25 protein-coding genes and 2 pseudogenes are annotated in these 25,731 nt (G+C 70.8%); 11 read left to right on the forward strand and 16 right to left on the reverse strand.

Features of this window, described 5'->3' with window-relative positions:
• Window positions 1-54: 54 nt before the first annotated feature.
• A complete protein-coding gene (locus tag AB0I22_RS03720) occupies window positions 55-2,115 on the forward strand; it encodes a TPM domain-containing protein (protein WP_363128962.1) in 2,061 nt (686 codons plus the stop codon).
• A gap of 36 nt (window positions 2,116-2,151) precedes the next feature.
• On the opposite strand, the gene AB0I22_RS03725 is transcribed toward AB0I22_RS03720, so the two are convergent.
• From AB0I22_RS03725 to AB0I22_RS03750, 6 genes are all read right to left on the reverse strand, one after another.
• Window positions 2,152-4,800, reverse strand: coding sequence for a SpoIIE family protein phosphatase (locus tag AB0I22_RS03725; RefSeq protein WP_363129102.1), 2,649 nt, complete (start codon window positions 4,798-4,800; stop codon window positions 2,152-2,154).
• Between the two features lie 133 nt (window positions 4,801-4,933).
• Window positions 4,934-5,365, reverse strand: a complete 432-nt coding sequence (locus tag AB0I22_RS03730) for an ATP-binding protein (protein ID WP_363128963.1) — start codon at window positions 5,363-5,365, stop codon at window positions 4,934-4,936.
• A gap of 362 nt (window positions 5,366-5,727) precedes the next feature.
• Entirely contained in the window at window positions 5,728-6,123 is a 396-nt protein-coding gene (locus tag AB0I22_RS03735; protein ID WP_363128964.1) for a (deoxy)nucleoside triphosphate pyrophosphohydrolase, read from the reverse strand.
• Window positions 6,124-6,177: 54 nt separating this feature from the next.
• Complete coding sequence (locus AB0I22_RS03740; RefSeq protein ID WP_363128965.1) at window positions 6,178-6,357, reverse strand: SPOR domain-containing protein; 180 nt, start codon at window positions 6,355-6,357, stop codon at window positions 6,178-6,180.
• 117 nt (window positions 6,358-6,474) lie between these two features.
• A complete protein-coding gene (locus AB0I22_RS03745; protein ID WP_363128966.1) occupies window positions 6,475-8,154 on the reverse strand; it encodes an APC family permease in 1,680 nt (559 codons plus the stop codon).
• A 354-nt stretch (window positions 8,155-8,508) separates the two neighbouring features.
• A complete protein-coding gene (locus AB0I22_RS03750) occupies window positions 8,509-9,261 on the reverse strand; it encodes a GntR family transcriptional regulator (protein ID WP_363128967.1) in 753 nt (250 codons plus the stop codon).
• 478 nt (window positions 9,262-9,739) lie between these two features.
• Between AB0I22_RS03750 and AB0I22_RS03755 the strand changes: the two genes are divergently transcribed.
• Window positions 9,740-10,165, forward strand: coding sequence for an RICIN domain-containing protein (locus AB0I22_RS03755; protein WP_363128968.1), 426 nt, complete (start codon window positions 9,740-9,742; stop codon window positions 10,163-10,165).
• Between the two features lie 155 nt (window positions 10,166-10,320).
• Here the strand turns inward: AB0I22_RS03755 and AB0I22_RS03760 are convergent, their stop codons facing one another.
• The 4 genes and pseudogenes from AB0I22_RS03760 to AB0I22_RS03775 all read right to left on the reverse strand — a co-directional run bounded on the left by AB0I22_RS03760 (window position 10,321) and on the right by AB0I22_RS03775 (window position 11,548).
• Window positions 10,321-10,515, reverse strand: coding sequence for a DUF5302 domain-containing protein (locus AB0I22_RS03760; protein WP_363128969.1), 195 nt, complete (start codon window positions 10,513-10,515; stop codon window positions 10,321-10,323).
• 196 nt (window positions 10,516-10,711) lie between these two features.
• Window positions 10,712-10,792 (reverse strand): annotated as a pseudogene (locus AB0I22_RS03765) (type II toxin-antitoxin system YoeB family toxin); the annotation flags it as partial.
• A gap of 76 nt (window positions 10,793-10,868) precedes the next feature.
• Window positions 10,869-11,282 (reverse strand): PIN domain-containing protein, encoded by a 414-nt coding sequence (locus AB0I22_RS03770; RefSeq protein WP_363128970.1) that lies wholly within the window; start codon window positions 11,280-11,282, stop codon window positions 10,869-10,871.
• Window positions 11,264-11,548 carry a hypothetical protein gene (locus tag AB0I22_RS03775; RefSeq protein ID WP_363128971.1) on the reverse strand — a complete coding sequence of 95 codons (285 nt, stop codon included), beginning with the start codon at window positions 11,546-11,548 and terminating at the stop codon, window positions 11,264-11,266. Before AB0I22_RS03775 ends, AB0I22_RS03770 begins: the two co-directional genes overlap by 19 nt.
• Before the next feature lie 274 nt (window positions 11,549-11,822).
• Here AB0I22_RS03775 and AB0I22_RS03780 point away from each other — a divergent pair, with 274 nt between their 5' ends.
• Window positions 11,823-12,092 (forward strand): type II toxin-antitoxin system Phd/YefM family antitoxin, encoded by a 270-nt coding sequence (locus AB0I22_RS03780; RefSeq protein WP_363128972.1) that lies wholly within the window; start codon window positions 11,823-11,825, stop codon window positions 12,090-12,092.
• Window positions 12,085-12,348 carry a type II toxin-antitoxin system RelE/ParE family toxin gene (locus AB0I22_RS03785; RefSeq protein ID WP_363128973.1) on the forward strand — a complete coding sequence of 88 codons (264 nt, stop codon included), beginning with the start codon at window positions 12,085-12,087 and terminating at the stop codon, window positions 12,346-12,348. The genes AB0I22_RS03780 and AB0I22_RS03785 overlap by 8 nt, the downstream gene beginning before the upstream one ends.
• 87 nt (window positions 12,349-12,435) lie before the next feature.
• On the opposite strand, the gene ychF is transcribed toward AB0I22_RS03785, so the two are convergent.
• Window positions 12,436-13,524 carry a redox-regulated ATPase YchF gene (gene ychF, locus AB0I22_RS03790; RefSeq protein WP_363128974.1) on the reverse strand — a complete coding sequence of 363 codons (1,089 nt, stop codon included), beginning with the start codon at window positions 13,522-13,524 and terminating at the stop codon, window positions 12,436-12,438.
• 182 nt (window positions 13,525-13,706) lie between these two features.
• Here ychF and AB0I22_RS03795 point away from each other — a divergent pair.
• Window positions 13,707-14,279: pseudogene (locus AB0I22_RS03795) on the forward strand (DUF6542 domain-containing protein); the annotation flags it as partial.
• On the opposite strand, the gene ppgK reads toward AB0I22_RS03795, so the two are convergent.
• Together ppgK and AB0I22_RS03805 are read right to left on the reverse strand one after the other, a co-directional pair.
• Window positions 14,263-15,054: a polyphosphate--glucose phosphotransferase gene (gene ppgK, locus AB0I22_RS03800; protein WP_363128975.1), complete on the reverse strand. Its 792-nt coding sequence runs from the start codon at window positions 15,052-15,054 to the stop codon at window positions 14,263-14,265. The pseudogene AB0I22_RS03795 and the gene ppgK overlap by 17 nt on opposite strands.
• Window positions 15,055-15,084: 30 nt before the next feature.
• A complete protein-coding gene (locus AB0I22_RS03805; RefSeq protein ID WP_363128976.1) occupies window positions 15,085-16,074 on the reverse strand; it encodes a 4-hydroxy-3-methylbut-2-enyl diphosphate reductase in 990 nt (329 codons plus the stop codon).
• A 233-nt stretch (window positions 16,075-16,307) separates the two neighbouring features.
• Between AB0I22_RS03805 and AB0I22_RS03810 the strand changes: the two genes are divergently transcribed.
• The 4 genes from AB0I22_RS03810 to AB0I22_RS03825 all read left to right on the forward strand — a co-directional run bounded on the left by AB0I22_RS03810 (window position 16,308) and on the right by AB0I22_RS03825 (window position 20,144).
• Window positions 16,308-17,675, forward strand: a complete 1,368-nt coding sequence (locus AB0I22_RS03810; RefSeq protein WP_363128977.1) for an APC family permease — start codon at window positions 16,308-16,310, stop codon at window positions 17,673-17,675.
• 123 nt (window positions 17,676-17,798) lie between these two features.
• On the forward strand, window positions 17,799-19,019 hold the full coding sequence (gene xseA / locus AB0I22_RS03815) for an exodeoxyribonuclease VII large subunit (protein WP_363128978.1): 1,221 nt from the start codon (window positions 17,799-17,801) through the stop codon (window positions 19,017-19,019).
• Between the two features lie 10 nt (window positions 19,020-19,029).
• Entirely contained in the window at window positions 19,030-19,311 is a 282-nt protein-coding gene (locus tag AB0I22_RS03820) for an exodeoxyribonuclease VII small subunit (protein ID WP_363128979.1), read from the forward strand.
• Between the two features lie 242 nt (window positions 19,312-19,553).
• On the forward strand, window positions 19,554-20,144 hold the full coding sequence (locus AB0I22_RS03825; protein ID WP_363128980.1) for a malonic semialdehyde reductase: 591 nt from the start codon (window positions 19,554-19,556) through the stop codon (window positions 20,142-20,144).
• Window positions 20,145-20,312: 168 nt separating this feature from the next.
• On the opposite strand, the gene AB0I22_RS03830 is transcribed toward AB0I22_RS03825, so the two are convergent.
• The gene (locus AB0I22_RS03830; protein ID WP_363128981.1) at window positions 20,313-20,900 is read right to left on the reverse strand and encodes a DUF4245 domain-containing protein; all 588 of its coding nucleotides are present in this window, start codon (window positions 20,898-20,900) and stop codon (window positions 20,313-20,315) included.
• 217 nt (window positions 20,901-21,117) lie between these two features.
• Here AB0I22_RS03830 and glpX point away from each other — a divergent pair, with 217 nt between their 5' ends.
• Window positions 21,118-22,149: a class II fructose-bisphosphatase gene (glpX, locus tag AB0I22_RS03835; RefSeq protein ID WP_363128982.1), complete on the forward strand. Its 1,032-nt coding sequence runs from the start codon at window positions 21,118-21,120 to the stop codon at window positions 22,147-22,149.
• A 258-nt stretch (window positions 22,150-22,407) separates the two neighbouring features.
• On the opposite strand, the gene AB0I22_RS03840 is transcribed toward glpX, so the two are convergent.
• Both AB0I22_RS03840 and AB0I22_RS03845 read right to left on the reverse strand, forming a co-directional pair.
• Complete coding sequence (locus tag AB0I22_RS03840; protein ID WP_030878007.1) at window positions 22,408-22,764, reverse strand: WhiB family transcriptional regulator; 357 nt, start codon at window positions 22,762-22,764, stop codon at window positions 22,408-22,410.
• A 282-nt stretch (window positions 22,765-23,046) separates the two neighbouring features.
• Window positions 23,047-23,805 (reverse strand): DUF1707 domain-containing protein, encoded by a 759-nt coding sequence (locus tag AB0I22_RS03845; RefSeq protein ID WP_363128983.1) that lies wholly within the window; start codon window positions 23,803-23,805, stop codon window positions 23,047-23,049.
• A 158-nt stretch (window positions 23,806-23,963) separates the two neighbouring features.
• Between AB0I22_RS03845 and AB0I22_RS03850 the strand changes: the two genes are divergently transcribed.
• Window positions 23,964-25,649 carry a fumarate hydratase gene (locus AB0I22_RS03850; RefSeq protein ID WP_363128984.1) on the forward strand — a complete coding sequence of 562 codons (1,686 nt, stop codon included), beginning with the start codon at window positions 23,964-23,966 and terminating at the stop codon, window positions 25,647-25,649.
• The last annotated feature ends 82 nt before the right edge of the window (window positions 25,650-25,731 follow it).

Consider the following 25,731-nt stretch of genomic DNA (forward strand, 5'->3'; position numbering starts at 1 on the left):
CCAGCCCTCCGCGACCGGTCGCGGAGCAGCCGGAACGGTCATACGCTCCCAAATGTGACGCGGCTTCTGAGGCGGTACGGATCGGGGGCACCCGGCTGGGCCGCGGTGTGCGCCCTCCTGACGCTGTGCGTCCTGCTCCTCCCGGCCCCCGCGCGCGCCGACGGCCCCCTGGACCTGGCGCGCACCGGCCGGATCACCGACACCGTCGGCGCGCTCGGCGACCGGCGCGAGGAGGTGGCCACGGCCCTCGAACGGCTGCGCCGCGAGGCGCGGGTGCAGCTCTTCGTCACCTACGTGCGGGACTTCTCCGGCCGCGCGGGCCACGACTGGGCCGACGCCACCGCCGACCGCAACGGCCTCGGCCCCCGCGACCTGGTCCTGGCCATCGCCACCCATGACCGCCGCTACGCCGTCTCGGCCGCCGACGACTCCGGCTTCCGCCACAGCCAGCTCACCCGCGTCGCCACCGCCGCCATCGAACCCGCGCTCCGGGCGCACGCCTGGGCCGACGCGGCGATCGGCGCCGCCGCCGGGTACCAGGCGGTGCTCAAGGGGCAGCCCGTACGCACCCCCGCCCTCGCCCCCGGCGCGGACGACCCGGGCGGGGACGCGCTCGTACCGGGCGGGCGCGGCGTGTGGCTGCCCGCCGTCGTCGTGATGGGCTCCTGCGCGCTCGGCGGCTACCTCCTGGCCCGGCGCGGCCGCCGCACCCGGGACCGCCGCGCCGCCGCCCCGGCCCCCGCCCTCGCCGGATTCGCCCGTCTGGCGCAGCCGCTCACCCCGCTGACCGCGCTGGACGCCGAAGCGGCGCGGATACTCGTGGAGACGGACGACGCCATCCGTACGAGCGAGGAGGAACTGGACTTCGCCGTCGACCAGTTCGGCCGGCGGGCGGCGCTGCCGTTCGCGGAGGCCGTGGCGTACGCCCGGGGGGAGGTCGCGCGCGCCTTCCGGCTGCGGCAGCGGCTCGACGACGCGCCGAACCAGGACGCCGACACCCGCCGGTACACGCTCGACGAGATCCTCTCCCGCTGCACCAGCGCCAACCGGCGGCTCGACGCGGAGTCCGACGCGTTCGACCGGCTCCGCGCGCTCAAGGAGAACGCGCCCCACCTGCTCGCCCGGGCCGAGGCCGCCGCCGAGGCGCTGGAGCCGCGCATCGGCACCGCCGAGGACGCCCTGACCGAACTGGCCCGGGGGTGCACCGCGCCCGCGCTGGCGCCCGTGGCCCAGCACCCGGCCGAGGCCCGCGACCGCCTCGCCTTCGCGGCGGCGGGGCTGGCGCAGGCCCGCCGGTCCCTCGCCGAGAACGACCCCGCGGGCGCCGCCCCCGCCATCCGCGCCGCCGAGGGCGCCCTCGCCCAGGCCCGTACGCTCACCACCGCCGTGCTGCGCCACGCGCACAACGTGATCCGCGCCGGAAAGCGGCTGCGCGCGCTCCTGCCCGAGACGGAGGCCGCCCTGGCGCGGGCCCGTGCCCTGCTGGCCGACCGGAGCGGCCTGCGCGCCGGGTCCATCGGCGCCGAGCGGGCGAGCGAGCTGTGCGCCCGTATCGCCCGTACGGAGCACGCGCTGGCCCAGGCCGCACGGGACATGGCGGGCGGCCGGTACGACCCGCTCACCGCGCTCCAGCGGGTCGAGGACGCGGGGGCCGGGCTGGACGAGCTGCTCGACGAGGAGGGGGCGCGCGAGCGGCGCGTCTGGGCGCTGGGCGCGCGCGCCCTGCTCGCGGCGCGCGGCGACGTGGCCGCCGCGCGGGACTTCGTGTGCACGCACCGGGGCGCGATCGGCAGCCGGGCCCGTACCCGCCTGGCGGAGGCCGAGCGCCATCTGACGCGAGCCGAGGAGGCGGCCGACGCCACGGACGACGCGGCCGACGCCCGGCTGCTGGCGGCGGCCCGGTTGGCGGACGCGCTGGCCCGGCAGGCGCGCGAGCTGGCCGAACGGGACGTCAGGAGCTACGCCGACCAGAGCGCGCACGCCGGTCCGTACGCGCCGCAGTCCCCGCACCCCGCCGGGGCGATCGGCGGGGCGCTGCTGGGCGGCATCATCCTGGGCGGCCTGCTCCCCGCCACGTTCGGCGGCGGGGGCACACGGGGCCGGCTGGCGGAGTGATCTGCTCCGGTATGCCCGTCAGTACAGGTATGCCCGTCAGTACAGGCTGAGCAGCGCCTCCACCGCGTCCACGCCCGCGGAGTCGCCGTCCGGGAGGGCGAGTTCGAACCAGACCGTCTTGCCGTGCGGAGTGCGGCGGCTGCCCCAGGCGGCGCTGAGCAGGCCGACGAGCTGGAGGCCGCGGCCGCCCTCGTCGGTGTCGCGGGCCCGGCGCCGCCGGGGCTGCACGAGTCCGCCGTCCCAGACCTCGCAGACCAGGGTGCGGTCGAGCAGCAGCCGGAGCCGTATCTCGCCCTCCCCGTACCGCAGGGCGTTCGTCACCAACTCGCTGACCAGCAACTCCGCCGTGTCCACGAGGTTCTCCAGGCCCCAGCCCGTCAGCTGCTCGCGCGCCAGCTCGCGGGCGCGGGCGACCGAGCGCGGCTCCGGCGGCAGGTGCCAGTCCCCCACCGACTCGGCGGGCAGCCCCTGCACCCGCGCCATGAGCAGCGCGATGTCGTCCTCGCCGTGGTGGGTGTCGAGCGCGCCGAGCACGTGGTCGCAGACGTCCTCCAGCACGGACGAGGGGTCCGTGAGCGCCTCCCGGAAGGCGCGCAGCCCGTCGTCGAGCGACTGGTCGCGGGACTCGACCAGACCGTCGGTGTAGAGCGCCAGCAGCGCGCCGTCCGGCAGGTCGACCTCGGTCTCCTCGAACGGCTCGCCGCCGACGCCGAGCGGCATGCCCGGCGGCACGTCCAGCAGCAGGGCGGGCTCGCCCGGTTCGACGAGCACGGGCGGCAGATGCCCGGCGTTGGCGAACGTCGCCCGCCGCGTCACCGGGTCGTACACGGCGTACACGCAGGTCGCCAGGTACACCTCGGAGAGGTCGGCGTCCTTGCCGCTGCCGCGCGCCGAACGCGACGAGGACTGCTTGCCGCCGGGCGTGCCGAGGCCGTGCGCGACCTCGTCGAGCGCGGAGAGCACCTCGGCGGGCTCCAGATCGAGCAGGGCCAGCGTCCGTACGGCCGTCCGGAGTTCGCCCATGGCGACGGCGGCGCGCAGGCCGCGGCCCATGACGTCGCCGACGACGATGGCCGTCCGGTGGCCGGGCAGCTCTATGACGTCGAACCAGTCGCCGCCGACCTCGGTGGCGGTGTTGCCCGGCAGATAGCGGCAGGCGATCTCGATGCCGGCGGCCTCCGGGTCGCCGGGCGGCAGCAGGCTGCGCTGGAGGATCAGCGCGCGCTCGTGCTCGCGGCGGTAGAGGCGGGCGTTGTCCATGCAGACGGCGGCGCGCGCCGCGAGCTCCACGGCGAGCGCCGTGTCCCGCTCGCCGAACGGCTCGCTGCCCTTCGTACGGGCGAACTGCGCGAGCCCGACGACGGTGTCGCGCGCCACCATCGGCACCACCAGCGTCGACTGGACCACCGCCCCCAGCTCGGGACTCTCGTCGGCCTCCCGGCCGGGCACCACCTTGGGATGCGCGGTGCGCAGCGCCACCGCGCAGGGTGAATGGAAGGGGAAACGATGCACCTCGCCCACCTGGATGGGTTTCGTCTCCCCGTCGTCGGACCCGATCGGCGCGCCGGAGACGGCGCTGGCGAAGGCGACACGGCGCAGCTCGGCGCTGCCGTCGGCAAGCCCCGGCGGCGCCTCGTCGCCGACGAGCAGCCCCTGGTAGAGGTCGACGGTGGCCAGGTCGCAGAACTGCGGCACGGCGACGTCGAGGAGCTCGCGGGCGGTGGTCTCCAGGTCGAGCGAGTTGCCTATCCGCGCGCCGGCCTCGTTGAGGAGCGCGAGGTTGCGCCGTACGCCCGCGGCCTCGCGCTCGGCGCGGCGGCGGCCGGTCACGTCGCTGGCGAGCGCCGCCACCCCGATCGGCCGCCCGCTGCCGCTGTGCAGCCGGTACAGCGATACGGACCAGCGGCGCCGCTCCGTACGGCCGGGCGCCGGCCCGACGAGCTGGAGATCGGACACCGGCTTCCCGGAGTCGAGGACTTGGCGCAGCGCGGCGGTGAGCCGGTCGGCCTCGGCGCGGGGCAGGAAGTCGTGCGGGGTGCGGCCGCGGTGCCAGTCGGCGGGGCGGCCGAAAGCCTGCGCGAAGGATTCGTTGACGCGCACCAGGGTGAGATCGGTGCCGAAGAAGAAGAAGCCGAGGGGAGATTGTCCGAAAACGGCCTGCGAAGCGGCGAGGTCGGTCTCGATGCCGCGCAGGGCCCGTACGTCGACGACGATACAGAGCGCGGCGCGTTCGCCGCGCTCGTTCTCGGTGGGCATCAGGAAGATCTCGGCGAGGCCGGTCTGCCCGTCGGCGGCGCGGTAGGGGACGAGGGCGACCCGCTCGTGCCCGTCGAGGCCGCGCTCTCCGAGGAAGTCGGGGAGGGGGGAGGACGGCTGGTCGCGGGGGCCCGGATCCGGGGCCCCGGCGGCCTCTCCAGCACTCTCCGCCTCTCCCGTATCTCCCGCTTCCGCGGAACGCGGCGGCTCGCGCAGCAGGAAGACGTCTCCCGGGTCCTTGCCCACGGCGTCCCGCGCCGGCACGCCGAACAGCTCGGCCGCCCGTTCGCTCCACTGCTCGATCCGGCCGTCCGCTCCTAGCGAGAACGAGGCGACCCGGATGTAGTCGTAGAGCGAGCCCGGAAGGCTGCTCTGCCACAACACCGCGGCATCTGTTCCCTGCGGCGTACCCGTGGTTCCCGCTGGCATTTCGCTCACGTGCCCGTCCCCTCCGGCCTCTCGTGCTCGCACCGGCATCAGAAGGCCGAGTATCCAGCACCGCGGCCATCCGGAACACGGCCTTCACGATCACAGCACGATCTCAACCCGCGCCGTAGGACTCCTAACCAGGCAAGGTCAGCTCGAACCACACGGTTTTTCCGGTCTTGCCTCGCCGGGTTCCCCAGCGACGCGAAGCGCATGCCACCAATTGGAGACCGCGTCCGCCCTCGTCCTCCGGCCGGGCGACGCGCTCACGCGGCGGATCGGACAGCGGATCGGAGACCTCGACGAGGAGGATGGCCTCGTCGGGCTGGGGGCGGCGGGAGTACATCCGGACGCCGATGGGCCCGCTGGCGTGCCGCAGGGAGTTGGTGACCAGCTCGCTGACCAGCAGGACCGTGACATCTCCGACCGACTCCAGCCCCCACTCGGCGAGGGTGTCGCGCACCAGGGTGCGCGCGGTGCGCACGGCACCGGCCTCGGCGGGGAAGCTCCACTCCGCGAACCCGGGCGTCCACGCCAGGGGCACTGCGCTCTCGCTCACGCCGACCACGTCCCAGACCTCTCGCAGGCCCCGCCGGTTTGCCCGACTTCGGGGAAGTTAATCAGCACATACCCGGTATAGGGCAATTGCTACCTTCTGCCCCGGAACTCGGTGGCACGATTGGCGTATCGGCGCAGTTCGGCGCCGCACGACGCGGCCCGGCAAAGCGCGTCATGACCCGTCACCACGCACCATCGCCCGTCAACACACGCCATCACCCGTCAACACGCGACGTGCGCGACATACACGGCATGCACGACATACACGCCATCGCACGACATCACATCATCGTGCGAGGGGGCAGCAGAGCGGCATCTGACGGCGCATCGTCCACGCCCGCGGCACGCGCCGCTGCGACCGCTGCCGCCGCGTCACCCCGTGAGCCGGCGGACCGCCTCCGCGACGGCGGGGCGGTCCTGGTCGAGCCAGGGGACGTCATGGACCTCGGCGGGGCCGAGCCAGCGGAGTTCGTCGTGGTCCTGGAGCGGACGCGGTTCACCCGCGAGGAGCTTCGCCGTCCAGACGTGGAGCACGTACGGCGGGCGCAGCGGCCATTCGCCGGGAATGCGTTCCAGCGGCTCGACGTCCACGCCCAGTTCCTCGCGCAGTTCGCGTACGAGCGCCTGCTCGGGCGTCTCGCCGGGCTCGACCTTCCCGCCGGGCAGCTCCCAGCGCCCCGCCAGCTCCGGCGGGGCGCTGCGCCGGGCGGCGAGCAGCCGCCCCTGGTCGAGCACCGCTCCGCCAACCACTACACGCGCCGTCGTCATGGACGGAGCCTACAAAGCCGAGGCCGTGGGAGGCCCGCCGCCTCCCCATGCGCGCTAGGAGACCGCGCGGCCGACCCGTTCGACTATGTAGAGCCGCTCCTGCCCGTACACCCCGAGCCGGTCGATGACCTGCTCGGCCTCCGACCTGGTGGCGTAGCGGCCGACGCGGTAGCGGTTGCCGTTGTCGTCCTGACGGACGACCAGCCAGGGCAGAGTCGTATCGCCGTCGCTCATAGCCCCGCCCTCCCGTCGCGGCGTACTCCGGCGTACGCCCCTCGACACCTCATGACGAAACCGCAATCCGCATATGCCCGAGCCTACGCCCGACCTTTACTCAGCGGATACAGCAATTCACGAAGAGGCATTCATCCGGCCACCGGAAGCGGCGTCTTCGACGCCCTCCCGCTCGGCTTCGGCGGCCTCGGCGGCCTCCGCCTCGGCCATCTCCTGCTCGACCGCGACGAGGGATGGGTTGCGCCACGCGCTGCGCACGCCCCACACGTAGAAGACGAGACCGATCAGGACGACGGTGACGATGTCCCAGCCCTCGGCCAGATACCCCTGGCCGCCGAAGTCGGTGCCGCCGGCCCAGGAGACGCAGGCCATGACGACGAGGTAGGCCACCATCCAGGCGCCCGCCTTGAGATGCGGCTTCAGCTCGGCCCACGGCTTGCGCAGCTCGTACCAGGCCCAGACCGGCAGGCCGACGGCCATGATCAGGATGACCTTGCCGGTGAGCGGCCAGCGGCCCCAGTAGAGCACCAGCGAGCCGAAGACCATCGCGATGGGCGCGAGGACCGGCATGATGCGCAGCTTGACCGGACGCTTGAGCCCCGGCGCGAGACGGCGCAGCGACATCACGGCGACGGGGCCGGTGATGTAGGAGATGACGGTCGCGACCGACACGATCTCGGCCAGCGAGCCCCAGCCGCGGAAGACGGCCAGGAAGAGGAAGGCGACGACGAGGTTGAGCACGAGGGCCGGGCGCGGGACGCCGGTCTTCGGGTCGACCTTGCCGAAGATGCCCGGCAGGTGGCCGTTCTCCTGCACGCCGTGGATCATGCGCGAGGTGGTGGCCGCGTAGATCATGCCCGTACCGGACGGGGAGATGAAGGCGTCCGCGTAGAGCAGCATCGCCAGCCAGTTCAGGCCCCAGGCCAGGGACAGGTCGGCGAGCGGGGAGTTGTACGAGAGGTGCGCCCAGCTGCCCGCGTCGCTCAGGTCGGCGGCGGGGACGGCCATCAGGAAGGCGATCTGGAGCGCGACGTAGATCACGAGCGCGATGACGATCGAGCCGATGACGGCCTTGGGCAGCGACTTGCCGGGGTTGCGGGCCTCGCCCGCCATGTTCAGCGGGGACTGGAAGCCGTTGTACGCCCAGACGATGCCGGAGACGGCGACGGCGGTGAAGACCGCGCTCCAGCCGTTCGGCGTGAATCCGCCGTTGTCCTTGACGTTGCTGGTGTCGAAGTGCGCCAGCATCAGCGCGCTCGCGGTCAGGATCGGGACGACGACCTTGAAGACGGTGATCGCGTTGTTCGTCTTGGCGAACAGTGTGATCGCGAACCAGTTGAGGAAGAAGTAGAAGACCAGCAGGACGCTGGCGAGCGCGACGCCGCTGCCGGTCAGCTCCTTGCCGTTGTAGAGACCCGCGGCCCAGGAGAAGTCCCAGGAGCTCATGTACTGGACGGAGGCGGTCGCCTCCCCGGGTATGACGGAGACGATGGCGATCCAGTTGGCCCAGGCCGCGAGGTACCCGGCGAGCGAGCCGTGCGAGTACTGCCCGTACCGGACCATGCCGCCGGCCTTCGGGAACATCGAGCCGAGCTCGGTATAGGTCAGCGCGATGGTCAGCGCGACCGCGGCGCCGATGACCCAGGCCAGGATCGCGGCGGGCCCGGCGATGGCGGCGGCCCGCTCGGCGCCGAAGAGCCAGCCGGAGCCGATGATCGACCCGAGACCGACGGCCGTCAGGGCCACCGGTCCGAGCGTACGGCGGTAATTCGAGTGGGAACCCTGCTCGGTACTCAAGCCCCGGATCTCCTTTTCTTCGTTCTCCCCCACGGCAGGACGCAAACCGCGCCATCCTATGAGCGATCACGCCGAGAAAAATCCACAGCAGGGCCCTGACCTGGGCGTATGTGAGGTTTGCAACACCGTGGACGCCGTCGCCGTACCGGCCCAAAACGGGTGGTAGCGGCACGCTTCAGCGGCTTGGTGCAGACCTGTTACGGAGCGGGCTGAAGGACCCACGAGAAGCCACTTGACCTGCGAGGACGACAAGAAGAGGGGAAGACGGACAAGCCGGGCGAAGCCAGAGCGGCGATGTCCGATAACCGCCTGCGGAAACCCGGCGAAACGCGATGGAACCGCCCCGTCGAGGGGCTACTTGACCGGCAGGTGGTAGGAGACGCGGTACCGCTCGGCCAGGACCACCACGTCGGCGGTCTCGACGGGGCAGCCGCCGGCGAAGTACGTGCGGGAGACGACGAGTACGGAGTGCCCGGGGACGCCGCCGAGGGCGAGCGCCTCCTCGGCGAGTCCGGGCCGCGCGCCGACCTCTTCCACGACGTTGTCGACGACGAGATCGATGGCGGCCATCCGCTCGACCACACCGCGCCCGGCCAGCGGCCCCTCCTCCGGCAGCATCACGGGCGTACGCCCGGTGAGGGCGAGCGGCTCCCAGGAGGTGGAGAGCATGGCGGGCTCGCCGACGGCGCGGAAGAGGTAGTCGGTGCGCATGACGCGCTCGCCCGGCGCGATGCGCAGCCGACCGGCGACGGCGGCGTCGGCGGCCTCCTGCCCGCTGCGCGATTCCCAGGTGCCTTTGACGCGCTCGTCGGCCTGCTCCTGACGGAAGGGCGTGGAGTCGCCGAGCGCGCGGTAACCGCCACGGGAGAGCCGGCGCGGCACGGGCTGCTCGCGTACGTACGTACCGGAGCCGGAGCGGCCTTCGACGAGCCCCTCGGCCATCAGCACCTTGCGGGCTTCGAGGGCGACGGTGTCGGAGACTCCGTACTCCTCACGGATGCGGGCCTGCGAGGGGAGCCGGGTGTGCGGCGGCAACTCCCCGGCCACGATCTTCTGCCGAAGATCCCCGGCGACGCGGAGGTATGCGGGCTGGTCACCGAAGGCCACGTCCACTCCCAACAGCTTGACAGTCCGCAACAGCTTGGCAACCGTCGGTTGTGAGTCGCAACTTAAGGCCAAGGATTCACTAGATGTAGTGAATTGCAGCTCAGGGAGGCGTAATCCGGGGTTGGGGCGATCACTGGCGGGCGGGTGGGGCGGGCCACCCCACCGACCGTCCCGCCCCACCACACACCCAGAGGCAAAAATAGAAACGGCACCCGCAAAAGCCAGCGCAATAACGCGGGCAAGCCCAGCAACAGCAAACACGTTGTGGCTCATGGCGTGAATTCGAAACTGATTGTCGGCCATGACCGACCGGAACCCACCGGAACCTACCGGCGCCAACCGGAGACGTTTCAACCTTCAGGGTCGAATAATTCGACCGACGCCCTTCGGCTGAAAGTACCTGTTTCGCGAAACCTGCTTTCCTCCTACGGTGAGCGGGGTCGGAAAGACCAACATCCCGTCTCTGGCTGGAGGCTCAGTGGCACCGATCATTGAACCCGGAACGTACGCCATCAAGAATGCCGCGTATGACGACCGGGTCATCGATGTGAGTGGGAGCGACAAGCGGCCCAACACGCCTATTATTGGTTACCCCTACCACAAGGGGGAGAACCAGCAGTGGGAGCTTGAGTCGGTCAACCAGGCCAACGAGTACATCATCAAGAGCAAGCTGGGCGACATCTACCTGAACCTGGGCGTCACCCGGCAGTACCCGCCCTCGATCGCCGTTCAGTTCACCTACGTGCTGTGGTCGATCGAGCCTGCGGGCGCCGGCCTGTACCGGATCCACTTCCCGTATCAGGACGGGGTCGTCGACCTCGCCACCGGTCAGCAGAGCACCCAGCTGACCCTCCCCGCCTGGGCCGGGGAACAGCACCAGAAGTGGATCTTCGAGAAGGTCTGACAGGCGATGTAAGAGTGGGTGCGCCGATTTCCCGATCGGCGCACCCGCGCCACCCGATGAACAACAGAGACCCAAAAGGAAAACCCCCGCCCAAACAGAGGGACGGGGGTAATTTTCCGCGCGCGAGCCGCATATCAATGGCAGCTCCTTACAACTCAGCCACCGCTCTTCCGACGGAAAGAACGCTGCGTGCTCGCGGGTCCATGAGCCCCATGAATCTTCGAAGAACTGACCCCCGAACCCCCCGAAGCCCCCTCCCCATGTGCCCCCCGCTTACGCTCCAGCGCCTCCCGGAACTTCCGCTTCATCTCATCTTCAGGCTCGTCCTGAGCAGGTCCGTCTGCGGCCATGGGCTCCTCCTGAACTCGATGCTCCCCCAGAGCCTCGCACGTTTTTCCCACCCCAGCCTCTGATTTTTCCGCCGCAACCGGGCTCACCGGAGCGCTCCGCCCGGGTTGTACACACATGCGAAGGGCACTGGCTCAGCGCGACACCAGCCCGCCAGAGAGCCGCCGCGGCTCACCGCGACCCGCCGGCGCTCCATCGTCAGTACTGGTAGCGAGCGGCAAGGATGACGACCTCTTCACCGAAGACCAGATAGACGAGCCGATGCTCGTCATCGATCCGCCAACCATCGGAGATGCCTCGGACAGCAGCCGATCGTGCCTCTCCGACTCGGCTTCGTACCGCTCGACGCACACGATCACGCCGCCACGAGCCGGACGCGATCGCCGCAGAGCTTGACCATGTCGTCGATGTCGGAGGTCAACATGACCACAGGGCGGTGCTGCCGCAACGCGGCCTCGGCGACCGCCGCGTCGATCGCGTACTTGTGCCCGTGCAAGCCGACGCCCGCCAGCAGTTCGGAGGCTGCCCTCGCCTCCTCGTCGCCCACCGGGACCACGCGCAGTCCGGAGAGCACCCATTTCAGGCGAGACTTGTTCGTACGGGCGTGGGCGGCCTCGATGATGGTGAGCGCACTGATCACGACCTCCATGCCGCGCGAGCGCGCCTCAGCGACCAGAGCCACCACCTGCTCATCGTCGGCGAGCAGCTTCGAAAGCCCCTCGCTGTCGAGGATCAGCGTCCCTTCATGGTTCAGCTTGCGGCGGGCCACTCGGCCTCCTCGGCGAACACCTCGTCGAAGACCTGCCGTGCCCGCTGACGAGCCTGCTCGGAGACCGGCCCCTTGCGGCCTTCGTAGTCCGCCAGGTACTCGTCAAGGACCTGTCCACGCAGCTCGCGCTCGACCGCCTCGGCGATAAACGCGGAGAACTCCCGCTTACCCACCCGCGCCCGGATCGCCTCCGCCGTTCCTTCCGGCAACGACAGGCTCACCCGCGTCGCCGGCCCTTCCCCGATGCCGTACGTCGTCTCGCCCATGCACCGAGTGTGTCAAACGAGTAGGAAAACTGCCACGGCCACCCCGGCACGGGAAAAGCAAAGGGCCCGACTCCGAAGAGTCGGACCCACCTGACCTGCACATTTGCCAGTTCAGCGACGTGGTGTTTGGTCACCCACTACACATTGAAGCGGAATCCGTAGCACAGGGCTCCCACCTGCGGAAACGCGGTACTGAAAGTGGCCATCCAGCACGACACAACGCCATCCATCCCAGGCCTTATGTACACATGGCACACTCGGTACACTTGAGCGCATGACGCTGCCGCTACCCATAGAGTCCATCCGCGACGTACGTGCGCACCTGGCCGAGGTCGTGGAGCGTGCCGACCGGGACGACGTACCTACCGTCATCACCCGGCGCGGCAAGCAGGTCGCCGCCGTGGTGTCCATCGAGGTGCTGCACAAGTACCAGGAATGGGAAGAGCGCGAGATCAACCGGATCATCGACGAGCGTCTGGCCGACTCGGCCCCCGGCATCCCGATCGAGGACATCATGCGGGAGACGCTGGCGCGCAGTGAGTAAGTACCGCACCCTCTTCCACCCCGAGGCTCAGGCCGAGCTTCGCAAAGTGCCACGAGAGATGGCTCTCCGCATCCTGGCCAAGCTGGCCGAGCTGGAGAGCGACCCGACGGGGTTCAACACCACATCCCTCGTCTCCCAGCCCGACCGCCGCCGCCTACGAGTAGGCGACTACCGAGTGATCTACACAATCGAAAACGGCGAGTTGGTGGTGTGGGCCGTACACGTCGGGCGCCGCTCCACCGTCTACGGCACATGAAGCGATGAAGGGGCCGGGCTCGCGAGAGCCTGACCCCTTCTGACCCGCATGTTCGCCGCATCGACGGCGTGAAGTTGCGTCACCCGCTCACACGTTGAAGCGGAACTCCACCACATCCCCGTCCTGCATCACATACTCCTTGCCCTCCATGCGCGCCTTGCCCTTCGAGCGGGCCTCCGCGACCGAGCCCGTTTCGACCAGGTCGTCGAAGGAGATGACCTCGGCCTTGATGAAGCCCTTCTGGAAGTCGGTGTGGATGACTCCGGCGGCTTCGGGGGCCGTGGCGCCCTGGGGGATGGTCCAGGCTCGGGATTCCTTGGGGCCTGCGGTGAGGTAGGTCTGGAGGCCGAGGGTGCGGAAGCCTACGTGGGCGAGGGTGGCGAGGCCGGGTTCTTCCTGGCCTACGGACTGGAGGAGCTCCAGGGCCTCCTCGTCGTCGAGCTCGGCGAGGTCCGCCTCCAGCTTGGCGTTGAGGAAGATGGCCTCGGCGGGGGCGACCAGGGCGCGCTGCTGGGCCTTGAAGGCGTCGTCCGTCAGCTCGTCCTCGTCGACATTGAAGACGTAGAGGAAGGGCTTGGTGGTCAGGAGGTGCAGGTCGTGGAGGAGCTCCGTGCGCTCCGAGCCCTGGACGATGCCCTGGGAGAAGAGGGTGTCGCCCTTCTCCAGGATCTCCTTGGCCTCCTCGACCGCCTTGACCTTCGGCGCGATGTCCTTCTTGATCCGCGACTCCTTCTGGAGGCGGGGAAGGACCTTCTCGATCGTCTGGAGGTCCGCGAGGATCAGCTCGGTGTTGATGGTCTCGATGTCGTCCTTCGGGGAGACCTTGCCGTCCACGTGGACGACGTTCTCGTCCTTGAAGGCGCGGATGACCTGGCAGATCGCGTCGGACTCGCGGATGTTCGCGAGGAACTTGTTGCCCAGGCCCTCGCCCTCCGAGGCGCCGCGCACGATGCCGGCGATGTCGACGAAGTCGACCGTCGCGGGGAGGACCTTCTGGGAGCTGAAGACCTCGGCGAGCTTGGTGAGGCGCGGGTCGGGGACGCCGACGACGCCGACGTTGGGCTCGATGGTGGCGAACGGGTAGTTGGCCGCCAGCACGTCGTTCTTGGTCAGGGCGTTGAAAAGGGTCGACTTGCCGACATTCGGCAGGCCGACGATTCCGATCGTGAGCGACACTTGGCGACTTCCCGTAGCGAGAATGTGTAAAGGGACCGGCCCCCGCGGGGCCGGTCAACCAGTCTACGGGCCCGCGCCGCGACCCCGCCCCGGGCGGGTTATCGGTCGAACGGATAGCCAAGGTGGCCCAAACAGCGTGTCCAACGCCTGATTCTTCCCACTTTTCGCCCTACGTTGGTGAAGTGGAGCAACCCAGCACGCGTACCCCCAGCCGCAGCGACCGCCGCGCGTCCGCCGTGCCGCGCCCCGCCGCACCCGCGGCACCGGGGCCGGCAGGGCCGACGGGCGCCGACGAATCCGGTGGTGAGAACTCGACCGTCTACCGCGCGCAGTCCCGGCGGCCACCGCCGCCGGTCGCCGCGGTCGCCGCCGCGCTGTCCCGGCTGCCCGGCCCGCGCCTGACGGCGCTCGGCAGCGGGCTGCTCGCCGCGCTCGCGATGCTGCTGGTCGGCTTCCTCGACTCCCTGCTGCTGGACGGCGCGCCCGCCGTGTACGGGGTGTTCTTCATGCTGGCCGCCGCCGCCTGCGCGCTGTGGGTACGCCCCGCCGACCTGGTGATCGCGCCGGTCGGCGTCCCGATCGCGTTCGCCGTGGGCATCGTCGCGATCGGCGACGACACGGGCGGCACCGGCGGCCGGATCATGAGCGTGGTCACCGCGCTCGCCGTGCACGCCGGGTGGCTCTACGCGGGCACGGTACTGGCCGTGCTGATCGTGTTCGTACGCAGGGCGGCGCTGGTCAGCCGGCGGCAGCGGGATCGGCAGCAGGGCCGTCGGAACCCGCGTCAGCCGCGGCAACAGCGGCGGCAGCCATCGCAGCCCCCACAATCCCCGCGCTGTTCTGCAGCTGAGCAGGCACGATCTCGGCCTTGACGCCCTTGATCAGCGGCAGGAACTTCTCCGCCTTGCGGCTGACCCCGCCGCCGAGCACGAACAGCTCCGGCGAGAAGAGCATCTCCACGTGCTCCAGGTACTTCTGCAGCCGGTGGGCCCAGTGGTGCCAGCTCAGGTCCTCCTCGTCCTTGGCCCGGGTCGAGGCGTGCGTCTCCGCGTCGCGGCCGTTCAGCTCCAGGTGGCCCAGCTCGGTGTTGGCGACCAGCTTGCCGTCGGTGAAGACCGCGCTGCCGATGCCCGTGCCGAGAGTGAGCACGATGACCGTGCCGTAGTGGTCGCGGCCCGCGCCGAAGTGCACCTCCGCGAGGCCCGCCGCGTCCGCGTCGTTCAGGAGCGTCACCGGGGCGCCGAGCCGCTCGCGCAGCGCCCCCTCCGCGTCGAGGCCGATCCAGCTCTTGTCGACATTGGCCGCCGACCGCGTCGTGCCGTCGACCACCACACCCGGGAACGTCGCGCCGACCGGGCCCGACCAGCCGAAGTGGTCCACGACCTCCTTGACGCCGTCGATGACCGCCTCAGGGGTGGCCGGGTGCGGGGTGAGCACCTTGTAGCGGTCGTCCGCCAGCTCTCCGCGCACCAGATCCACCGGGGCTCCCTTGATGCCCGACCCGCCGATGTCCACACCGAATACCTTCATGGACACGAGGCTAGGGCCGGACGGGCGTGATCACCCCTTGGACCCGTCGGAAAGGGACGCGGCCTCCGCGCGCAGATCGCGGCGGAGCTCCTTGGGCAGCGAGAACGTGATGCTCTCCTCCGCGGCCGTGACGATCTCCACGTCGCCGAAACCGCGCTCCGCGAGCCACTCCAGCACGCCCTCCACCAGGATCTCCGGCACGGACGCGCCCGAGGTCACACCGACCGTCGAGACGCCCTCCAGCCATGCCTCGTCGATCTCGGCGGCGAAGTCGACCAGGTGGGCGTCGCGGGCGCCGGCGCCCAGCGCCACCTCGACGAGGCGCACGGAGTTCGAGGAGTTCTTGGAGCCCACGACGATCACCAGGTCGGCGTCGGCGCCCATCTGCTTGACCGCCGTCTGGCGGTTCTGCGTGGCGTAGCAGATGTCGTCGCTGGGCGGCGAGATCAGCTTCGGGAAGCGGTCCTTGAGCGCGTCGACCGTCTCCATGGTCTCGTCGACGGACAGCGTGGTCTGGGAGAGCCAGACCACCCGGGACTCGTCGCGGACATGGACGTTCTTCACGTCCTCCGGCCCGTCGACCAGCGTGATGTGCTCGGGCGCCTCACCGCTCGTGCCGACGACCTCCTCGTGGCCCTCGTGGCCGATGAGCAGGATGTCGTAATCGTCGTCGGCGAACCGGACGGCTTCCTTGTGGACCTTGGTGACCAGCGGGCACGTGGCGTCGATGGTCGCCAGGTTGCGCCGCGCGGCCTCCTCGTGGACGACCGGGGCCACGCCGTGCGCGGAGAAGATCACGATGGCGTTCTCGGGCACCTCCTCCGTCTCGTCGACGAAGATCGCGCCCTTCTTCTCCAGGGTCTGCACGACGTATTTGTTGTGGACGATCTCCTTGCGCACATACACCGGCGCGCCGTACTGCTCCAGCGCCTTCTCGACGGCGATGACGGCACGGTCCACGCCCGCGCAGTATCCCCGGGGGGCGGCGAGCAGGACCTTGCGAGCTGTCGTAGCAGTCATGCCATCCATCGTACGGGCCTTGGCAGATGGCGCGGATCATCCTGTGGACAACCCCGGAGGCGCGCCTTCCGGCACGCCCCCACACACCCCGGCGCGTCTCGGGTACGGGCGTCCCGGCGCGCCCCGGATGCCCGGCGCGCCGCCTTGGCCGAAGCTGGGGCACGATCATCACCGACAAGGGACGATCAACGCCGATCACCACGAAACACCGGACCGACTAGGGGGCGCACCCCATGACCACCACGCCGACAGGCTCGACCGCACCGGCGGCCGAGGACGGTTCGCTCCGCCGGACGCTGTCCTTCCGGGACCTCGTCGTCTACGGACTGCTCTTCATCGCCCCCATGGCCCCGGTCGGCATCTTCGGGACGCTGGAGGCGAAGTCGCACGGCGCGATCGCCACCGTCTACATCGTCGCGACGGTCGCGATGGCCTTCACCGCGTACTCCTACGCGCAGATGGTGCGCGTCGCACCGCAGGCCGGCTCGGTCTTCACGTACGCGCGCGTGGGGCTCGGCGAGGGCGCCGGTTTCATCGCCGGATGGATGGCGATGCTCGACTACCTGCTGATCCCCGCCGTGGCCTACCTCTTCTCGGGGATCGCCATGCACGCCCTGGTGCCGTCCGTGCACCAGTGGGTGTGGACGGCCGTCGCGGTGGTCGTGACGACGCTGCTGAACCTGTGGGGCGTACGGGCCGCGGCCGTCGTCGGCGCGGCGGTCCTGGCGCTGGAGATCGTGGTGCTGGTGGTCTTCGTCGTCGCGGCGCTGTGGGAGCTGATCGCGCACGGCTCCCAGCGCGGCTGGGCGGTGCCGCTCACCGGTGAGGGCTCCTTCTCGATGACCGCGGTCCTCGCGGCCGTCTCCGTCGCGGTCCTCTCGTACCTGGGTTTCGACGCGATCGCCTCGTTCGCGGAGGAGGCCGCGGGCGGCTCCGCGCGGGTCGCGAAGGCCGTGATCACCTGCCTGGTCGTCGCGGGCGTCCTCTTCGCCGTGCAGACGTACCTGGCGGGGCTGCTGGCCCCGATGACGGCGGCCGAACTGGCGGCGAAGCCGGCCGAGCAGGGGGACGCGTTCTACGCCACGGTCGACTCGGCGGTCGGCGGCTGGCTGCACGACCTGGTCGCGGCCAGCAAGGCGATCGGCGCGGCCTTCGCGGCGCTCGCCGGGCAGGCGGCGGCCGGACGGCTGCTGTTCGCCATGGCCCGCGACCGGCGGTTGCCGGGCGCGATGTCGAAGGTGGACGCGGGCAGCGGCGTGCCGCGGCGCGCGCTGCTCGGCGCGGCCGTCGTGACGCTGATCGCGGCGGTGTGGGCGGCCCGCCGCGACGACGGCCTCGACCACCTGTCGTCGATCGTGAACGTCGGGGCGCTGACCGCCTTCGGCCTGCTGCACGCCTCGGTGATCGGCTGGTTCTGGATCCGCAAGCGGGCGCAGAGCCCGAGCCTGGTCGGCCATGTGCTCGTACCGCTGCTGGGCCTCGCGGTGGTGGTCGCGGTGATCGTCGAGGCGTCGGGCACGGCGCAGGTCGTGGGGGCCGTCTGGCTGGCGGTGGGCCTGGCGATTCTGGCGCTCCAATATCGGGGGCGTCGACGGGTTTGACGGCCTGATGCCCACTGATAGCGGCTGACTGCGGCATGGGTGCGTAGGGGGGCGGCTGCCGTGGCTTCGCCGGTGTCCGGCGGCAGCCGTCCGTTGTCAGTGGGCGCCGATAGCCTTGGGCGCATGGCTGTCAACACGTCCGCGGACGCGCCGATCCCCGTCGGCGAGGTGTCCCGGCTGATCGGCGGATGGATCGACCGGCTCGGGGCCGTATGGGTCGAGGGGCAGATCACGCAGTTGTCGCGGCGGCCGGGGGCCGGGGTGGTGTTCCTGACGCTGCGCGACCCGTCGTACGACATCTCCCTGACCGTCACGTGCTACCGCGCCGTCTTCGACAAGGTGGCCGACGTCATCTCGGAGGGCGCGCGCGTCGTCGTGCACGCCAAGCCCGAGTGGTACGCGCCGCGCGGTCAGCTCTCCCTGCGGGCCGCCGAGATCAAGCCGGTCGGGGTGGGCGAGCTGCTCGCGCGGCTGGAGCAGCTGAAGAAGTCGCTGGCCGCCGAGGGACTGTTCGCGGCCGACCGGAAGCGGCCGCTGCCGTTCCTGCCCCAGCTCATAGGGCTGGTCTGCGGGCGCGCCTCCGCCGCCGAGCGCGACGTGCTCGAAAACGCCCGGCTGCGCTGGCCCGCCGTCCGCTTCGAGGTCCGCAACGTCCCCGTACAGGGCGTGCACGCCGTCCCGCAGGTCATGGCCGCGGTCAAGGAGCTGGACGCGCTGCCGGAGGTGGACGTGATCGTCGTGGCGCGCGGCGGCGGCAGTGTGGAGGACCTGCTGCCGTTCTCCGACGAGCAGCTGGTACGGGCGGTGGCCGCGTGCCGTACGCCCGTGGTGTCCGCCATCGGGCACGAGCCCGACTCCCCGCTGCTCGACCTGGTCGCCGACCTGCGCGCCTCCACGCCCACCGACGCGGCGAAGAAGGTCGTACCGGACGTGGGCGAGGAGCAGGCCCGTATCCAGCAGCTGCGCGAGCGCGCGCTGCGCAGCGTCGGCGGGCTGCTGGACCGCGAGGAGCGGGGGCTGGCCTCGGCGCTGGCGCGGCCCGCGATCGAGCGTCCGCACCGCATGGTCGACGAGCGCGAGGAGCAGGTGGCGGCGGTGCTGGAGCGCGGGCGCCGCACGCTGGCGCACCTCCTGGACCGTGCCGACTCCGAGCTGACGCACACCCTGGCGCGGGTCGTGGCCCTCTCCCCCGCGGCGACGCTCCGGCGCGGTTACGCGGTGCTCCAGCACGAGGACGGTTCGGTGGTGCACTCCCCGGAGGACGTGGCGCCGGAGGAGGAGCTGCGGGCGCGGGTCGCGGACGGCGAGTTCGCGGTACGGGCCCTTGTCACACCCCCCGCTTAGGCTGGTTCCCATGGCGACGACGAGCGAGAAGACCGACGGCTCCACTCTCGGATACGAGCAGGCGCGGGACGAGTTGATCGACGTGGTGCGGCGCCTGGAGGCGGGCGGCACGACGCTGGAGGAGTCGCTGGCCCTGTGGGAGCGCGGCGAGGAGCTGGCGAAGGTCTGCCGCCGCTGGCTCGACGGGGCGCGGGCCCGGCTGGACGCCGCGCTGGCGCGGGAGTCCGGGGACGGCGAGGAGGACGGGGCCCAGGCCGCGAGTGACGAGGAAGCGGCCGCCTCCGAGGACTGAGCGGGCCGCCACGGCCGCATCCGTGCCGCATTCGTACGGACGTCACGGACCTCGCGGGCGTCACGGATCTCACGGACCTCGCGGATCTCGCGGGCGTCTCGGGCGACACGCCCGCACCTCAGCACGCCCTGATCCATGTGAGTCGGGGCACACCCACCCCCTTTTAGTTGAACATTAATCTACTGCGGGTACAGTGGTCTGTGCCAGCTCGAACCGTTGACGCAATAGAAGGTGTTCACCGCATGACTCTCGCCCTCGATGCCGCCGCCCAGGATCTGCTCTTCCGTGAGGCCCGCACCGCCAACACCTTCACCGATGAGCCGGTGACCGACGAGCAGATGCAGGCCGTCTACGACCTGGTGAAGTACGCGCCGACCGCGTTCAACCAGTCGCCGCTGCGCGTCGTGCTGGTCCGCTCCGAAGAGGCCCGCGAGCGTCTCGTGGCGCACATGGCCGAGGGCAACCAGCCCAAGACCCGCAAGGCTCCGCTGGTCGCGATCCTGGCCGCCGACAACGAGTTCCACGAGGAGCTTCCGGCGCTGTTCCCGCACTTCCCGCAGGCCAAGGACGTCTTCTTCGCCGAGCGCTCCTCCCGCGAGTCCGCCGCCGCGCTGAACGCCTCGCTGCAGGCCGCCTACTTCATCCTCGGCGTCCGCGCCGCCGGTCTCGCGGCCGGCCCGATGACGGGCTTCGACTTCGCGGGCGTCCAGAAGGAGTTCCTGGACGACGACCACACCCCGCTGATGGTCGTCAACATCGGCAAGCCCGGCGAGAACGCCTGGTTCCCGCGGTCGCCGCGCCTGGAGTACGACCAGGTCGTCAAGACCGTCTGAGACAGACGGAACGCCACCTGAAGAAACCGCCGAAGACGTCTGAGGTCGCCCGGCGGCAGTCGCCCCCGACATGCCCGGCCGACCGGCCGGGCCCGGGGGCCGCTCCGTCGGGCGGCACCCCCCTCAGACCTGCCGCTCCCCCCAGCGGCAGTCCGATGGCCGTCGCGTTCAGGTCGAGTCGCGCGCGTCCGGATTCGTGTCCGGCTTCGTCTTCTCGGCCTTGAGCGCGGCGGCCATCCGCGTGAGCTGCTCGTGCGGCGCGGTGCCCGTGACCACCGTGGTCACGCCGTTCTCCTCGCGCACCAGCGCGTCGTACTTCTCACCCTCGTAGCGGTCCCACGTCGCGCCGTCGACGCGCTCGGTCTTCCCGGTCTTCGCGGCCCGCTGGGTGACGTCGTCGATGAACGCCGCCGCCGGGCCGTTGCTCTGCTCGACCGCCACGTACTGCTTCTTCGGGTCGAGGAAGCCCAGGTGCCACGCCGCGCCTTCCTTGCCGCCCCCGTCGTACGAGACCGAGGTGGCCCGCCAGCCCTCCGGGAGGCCGACCGGGGCCGCCACCGCGTACGGGGCCGCGCGCCGCGCCGTGTCCAGTTCCACGCGGTAGCTGACCGCCTTGACGGGGTCGTTGCTCTCGTCGTGCGGGATGAACACGTAGCTGACCACCGCGACGGGAACGATCACCGCCAGCGACAGAATCATGTTCCGCACCGTCTGCTTCTTAGCGCTTCTGCCTGCCACCCGCCCATCGTCCCCCATACCCCTTCCGGTCGGGACACCGGCCCGGCCAACCAGCGCGGGCGACCGCCCCGGAGAAGGGCGCGGTTCCGGCCCGTATGCGAGCCATCGCGACAGGCGCGTACGCCGCTCGCCGTGGCGCTCATACGTAGGGCGCTCTGCTCACTATGGCAATCAACCGATAAAGTCATCGTCACCCTCACTTAACGGCCGTCGCCGTACAGAAAGGTGCGCTCCGTTGACCGAACATCATTTGCCGTCTCCCCTTGAGGTCAGCCCCGAGGCCCCGGACCGCAACCTCGCGCTTGAGCTCGTCCGGGTCACCGAGGCGGGCGCCATGGCCTCGGGCCGCTGGGTCGGCCGCGGCGACAAGAACGGCGCCGACGGCGCCGCCGTCAAGGCCATGCGCGCGCTCATCGGCACCGTCTCCATGAACGGCGTCGTCGTCATCGGAGAGGGCGAGAAGGACAACGCGCCCATGCTCTACAACGGCGAGCGCGTCGGCGACCTCACCGGTGCCGAGTGCGACGTGGCCGTGGACCCCGTGGACGGCACGACGCTGACCGCCAAGGGCATGGCCAACGCCGTGTCCGTGCTGGCCGTGGCCGAGCGCGGCACCATGTTCGACCCCTCCGCGGTCTTCTACATGGACAAACTCGTCACCGGCCCCGACGCCGCCGACTTCGTCGACATCAACGCGCCCGTCGGCGTCAACATCCGCCGGATCGCGAAGGCCAAGCGGTCCTCGCCCGAGGACGTCACGGTCGTGGTGCTCGACCGGCCGCGCCACGAGGGCATCGTCAAGGAGATCCGCGAGGCCGGCGCCCGGATCAAGTTCATCGCGGACGGCGACGTGGCCGGCGCGATCATGGCCGTCCGCGAGGGCACCGGCGTGGACCTGCTGCTCGGCGTCGGCGGCACGCCCGAGGGCATCATCACCGCCTGTGCCATCAAGTGCCTCGGCGGCACGATCCAGGCCAAGCTGTGGCCGAAGGACGACGCGGAGCGGCAGCGCGCCATCGACGCGGGGCACGACCTGGACCGGGTGCTCCAGACGGAGGACCTGGTCAGCGGCGAGAACGTGTTCTTCGTCGCCACCGGGATCACGGACGGCGATCTGCTGCGCGGGGTGCGGTACCGCGCGGAGACGGCGACCACCCAGTCGCTGGTGATGCGGTCCAAGTCGGGCACGATCCGGCAGATCGACTCCACGCACCGGCTCTCGAAACTGCGCGCGTACAGCCAGGTCGACTTCGAGCGCCCCAGCTGACCGGTCGACTGACCGGTCGACCGCCGTCGGCTCGCTTCACCCCCTGTACGGCCGCCCTGGCCCGTACGAGCACTCCCGGGTCACGCGGTCACGCCCGTACGGCGTCAGGCCCGTACGAGACGGCTCACGCCCGCACCGGTCGGCTCACGCCGGTACGCGAGACGGCTCACGTCCGTACAGCCCCGTGAGCACACGCCATTACGGGCCGGGCCCCGCCGGAAGCACCGGCGGGGCCCGGCCCGTAACGCGGCCGCCCGTTCAGCCGGCGGCGGCGACCCTGGTGGCACGCTGGAGCTCCGCCTCGCGGCGGCGCCTGCGGGCCAGCACGACGCGACGCTCGGCCGCGGTCAGCCCGCCCCACACCCCGTAGGGCTCGGGCTGCAGCAGTGCGTGTTCCCGGCACTCGACCATGACCGGGCAGCGCGCGCAGACCCGCTTGGCGGCCTCTTCGCGCGAGAGCCGGGCTGCCGTGGGCTCCTTGGACGGAGCGAAGAACAGCCCGGCCTCATCCCGGCGGCATACCGCCTCCGAGTGCCAGGGGCCGGCCTGATCCCGGGGATGAATCCGCTGGGATGGTACGGCGGCGTCCTGCAGGGGCTGATGCGGTTGCAGCACGGTCTACTCCTGACGACGGCTTGACCGATTGAGTCACCCTTGCCCGCCTCCCTGCGTACGACAACGCGCATCCCCAGTCCGTACGCGAGACGATGTGCACCAAGCCTTACCCGCTGTGCGTGCGCTTATGCACACCGTTGCCTTCGCGACCGCCGGCGAGTGCGCGGCGTGCGTTCCGGTTGTGCTCGATATGCGTTCGACGCGCCGTTGACGTGCGTTCAACGCTGGTGGGCAAGCCGTCCCGGCGAGTTCGGATCAATGGACCGGTGCTCGCCGGTCCGGTCATTTCCGCAGGTTCTTCAGGCGCTTGCCGCGCTTGGTCTTGGCCTCGGCGCCGCCGAAGACCGCGAATCCGGTGATCACGACGACCGGCGCGTCGGGGTCGGTCGCCTCCTGGCTGACGACGTCGAAGCCGCCGAAGACGCCTGTACCCGCGCAACGCACCGAGACGTTCTCGGGGACCTTGATCTCCACGCCGCCGAAGATCGCCGTGACGTTGATGACGATCTCCTGCTGATCGAAGACCGCCTCGGTCAGGTCGATCTCGACGCCGCCGAACACGGCGAAGGCGTTGGTGCGCCGCCCGACCCGCCAGCGGCCCTTGCGGGTCGCGCCGCCGAAGACGGCTATGAGGTTCTCGGCCGCGGCGTTGGTGCGGGAGTGCGGCGGCGGGTCGTAGGCGGCGCCCGCGGCCGGCTCCGGGCGGTCGGCGCGCCGGCCGGCGGCCGGCAGGTCGCGGACGATCGGCTCCAGTTCGCCGAGCGTCCTGGCGCCGTAGACCGAGCCGATCCGCTCGGCGTGCTCGTCGGCGGTGAGCCGCCCCTCCGCCAGGGCCTCGCGGAGGATGTCCGCGACCCTGTCGCGATCGGCGTCGGAGGCGCGGTACGCCGTAGCGCCCGCTGGTTCGGCCGTGGCCGCGGCCGGTGCCGCCGGCCGTCCCTCGGCCTCCTTCTGGAACCGGACCGCGGGCCCGTCCTGGGAGTGGGGCGCGGTCGGCCGCTCCGGCTGCTGGGGTCGCTTTTCGAGCGAAGACTCATCCACGGGCAACAGAGTAGCGAAACGCGATAGATCGCGACAGGCGAACATCGGAGCCCTACTGAGCCTTACCTCACAACCGTCCCCGTCCGGCCGGGTTCTACTCTGGTGGGCGCTGCCGAGGACGTCAGCAGTCGCAGTCTGCCGAGTGAGGAATGGCCGCAATGCCCCCTGTCCCTGAGTTCTCCTACACGGACCTGCTCCCCCTGGGTGAGGACGACACTCCGTACCGTCTCGTCACCTCGGAGGGCGTCTCCACCTTCGAGGCGGACGGCCGTACGTTCCTCAAGGTCGAGCCGGAGGCGCTGCGGAAGCTCGCCGCCGAGGCCATGCACGACATCTCGCACTATCTGCGCCCCGCCCACCTCGCGCAGCTGCGGCGCATCCTGGACGACCAGGAGGCCAGCGCCAACGACCGGTTCGTCGCGCTGGACCTGCTCAAGAACGCCAACATCGCGGCCGCCGGCGTGCTGCCGATGTGCCAGGACACCGGCACCGCGATCGTGATGGGCAAGCGCGGGCAGCACGTGCTGACCGAGGGCGGCGACGAGGAGGCCCTGAGCCGCGGCATCTTCGACGCGTACACGGAGCTGAATCTGCGCTACTCGCAGATGGCCCCGCTGACCATGTGGGACGAGAAGAACACCGGCACCAACCTGCCGGCCCAGATAGAGCTGTACGCGACCGACGGCGGCGCGTACAAGTTCCTCTTCATGGCCAAGGGCGGCGGCTCCGCCAACAAGTCCTTCCTCTACCAGGAGACGAAGGCCGTCCTCAACGAGGCGAGCATGATGAAGTTCCTGGAGGAGAAGATCCGTTCGCTGGGCACCGCCGCGTGCCCGCCGTACCACCTGGCGATCGTCGTCGGCGGCACCAGCGCCGAGTTCGCGCTCAAGACCGCGAAGTACGCCTCGGCGCACTACCTCGACGAGATCCCCGCCGAGGGCTCCCCGGCCGGGCACGGCTTCCGTGACCAGGAGCTGGAGCGGAAGGTCTTCGAGCTGACGCAGAAGATCGGCATCGGCGCGCAGTTCGGCGGCAAGTACTTCTGCCACGACGTGCGGGTCGTACGGCTGCCCCGGCACGGCGCGTCCTGCCCGGTGGCCATCGCCGTCTCCTGCTCCGCCGACCGCCAGGCCGTCGCGAAGATCACCGCCGAGGGCGTCTTCCTGGAGCAGCTGGAGCGGGACCCGGCGCGGTTCCTGCCGGAGACGACCGACGAGCAGCTGACCGAGGGCGCCGGGCCGGACCTGGAGGCCGTACGCATCGACCTCGACCGGCCGATGGACGACATCCTCGGCGAGCTGACCAAGCACCCGGTCAAGACCCGGCTGTCGCTGACCGGCACGCTGGTCGTCGCCCGCGACATCGCGCACGCGAAGATCAAGGAGCGGCTGGACGCGGGCGAGGAGATGCCGAAGTACCTCAAGGACCACCCGGTGTACTACGCCGGTCCGGCCAAGACCCCCGAGGGGTACGCGTCCGGGTCGTTCGGGCCGACGACGGCGGGCCGGATGGACGCGTACGTGGAGCAGTTCCAGGCGGCGGGCGGCTCCAAGGTGATGCTCGCCAAGGGCAACCGCTCCGGGCAGGTCACCGCCGCGTGCGACGCGCACGGCGGCTTCTACCTGGGCTCGATCGGCGGGCCCGCGGCCCGGCTGGCGCAGGACTGCATCAAGAAGGTCGAGGTCCTGGAGTACGAGGAGCTCGGCATGGAGGCGGTCTGGCGGATCGAGGTCGAGGACTTCCCGGCGTTCATCGTGGTGGACGACAAGGGCAACGACTTCTTCGCCGACCCGGCGCCCGAGCAGCCGTTCGTGACGAGCATCCCGGTCCGCCAGGGGTCGTGACACAAGGGCGTCCCCGGCTCCCGCGCGTTCGACGCGGTGAGCGAACACGGTGATCCGGGTCGCGGTGGACGCCCCCGGCTCC

The organism is Streptomyces sp. NPDC050610, assembly GCF_040654875.1.
In the GTDB taxonomy this organism is placed as follows: domain Bacteria; phylum Actinomycetota; class Actinomycetes; order Streptomycetales; family Streptomycetaceae; genus Streptomyces.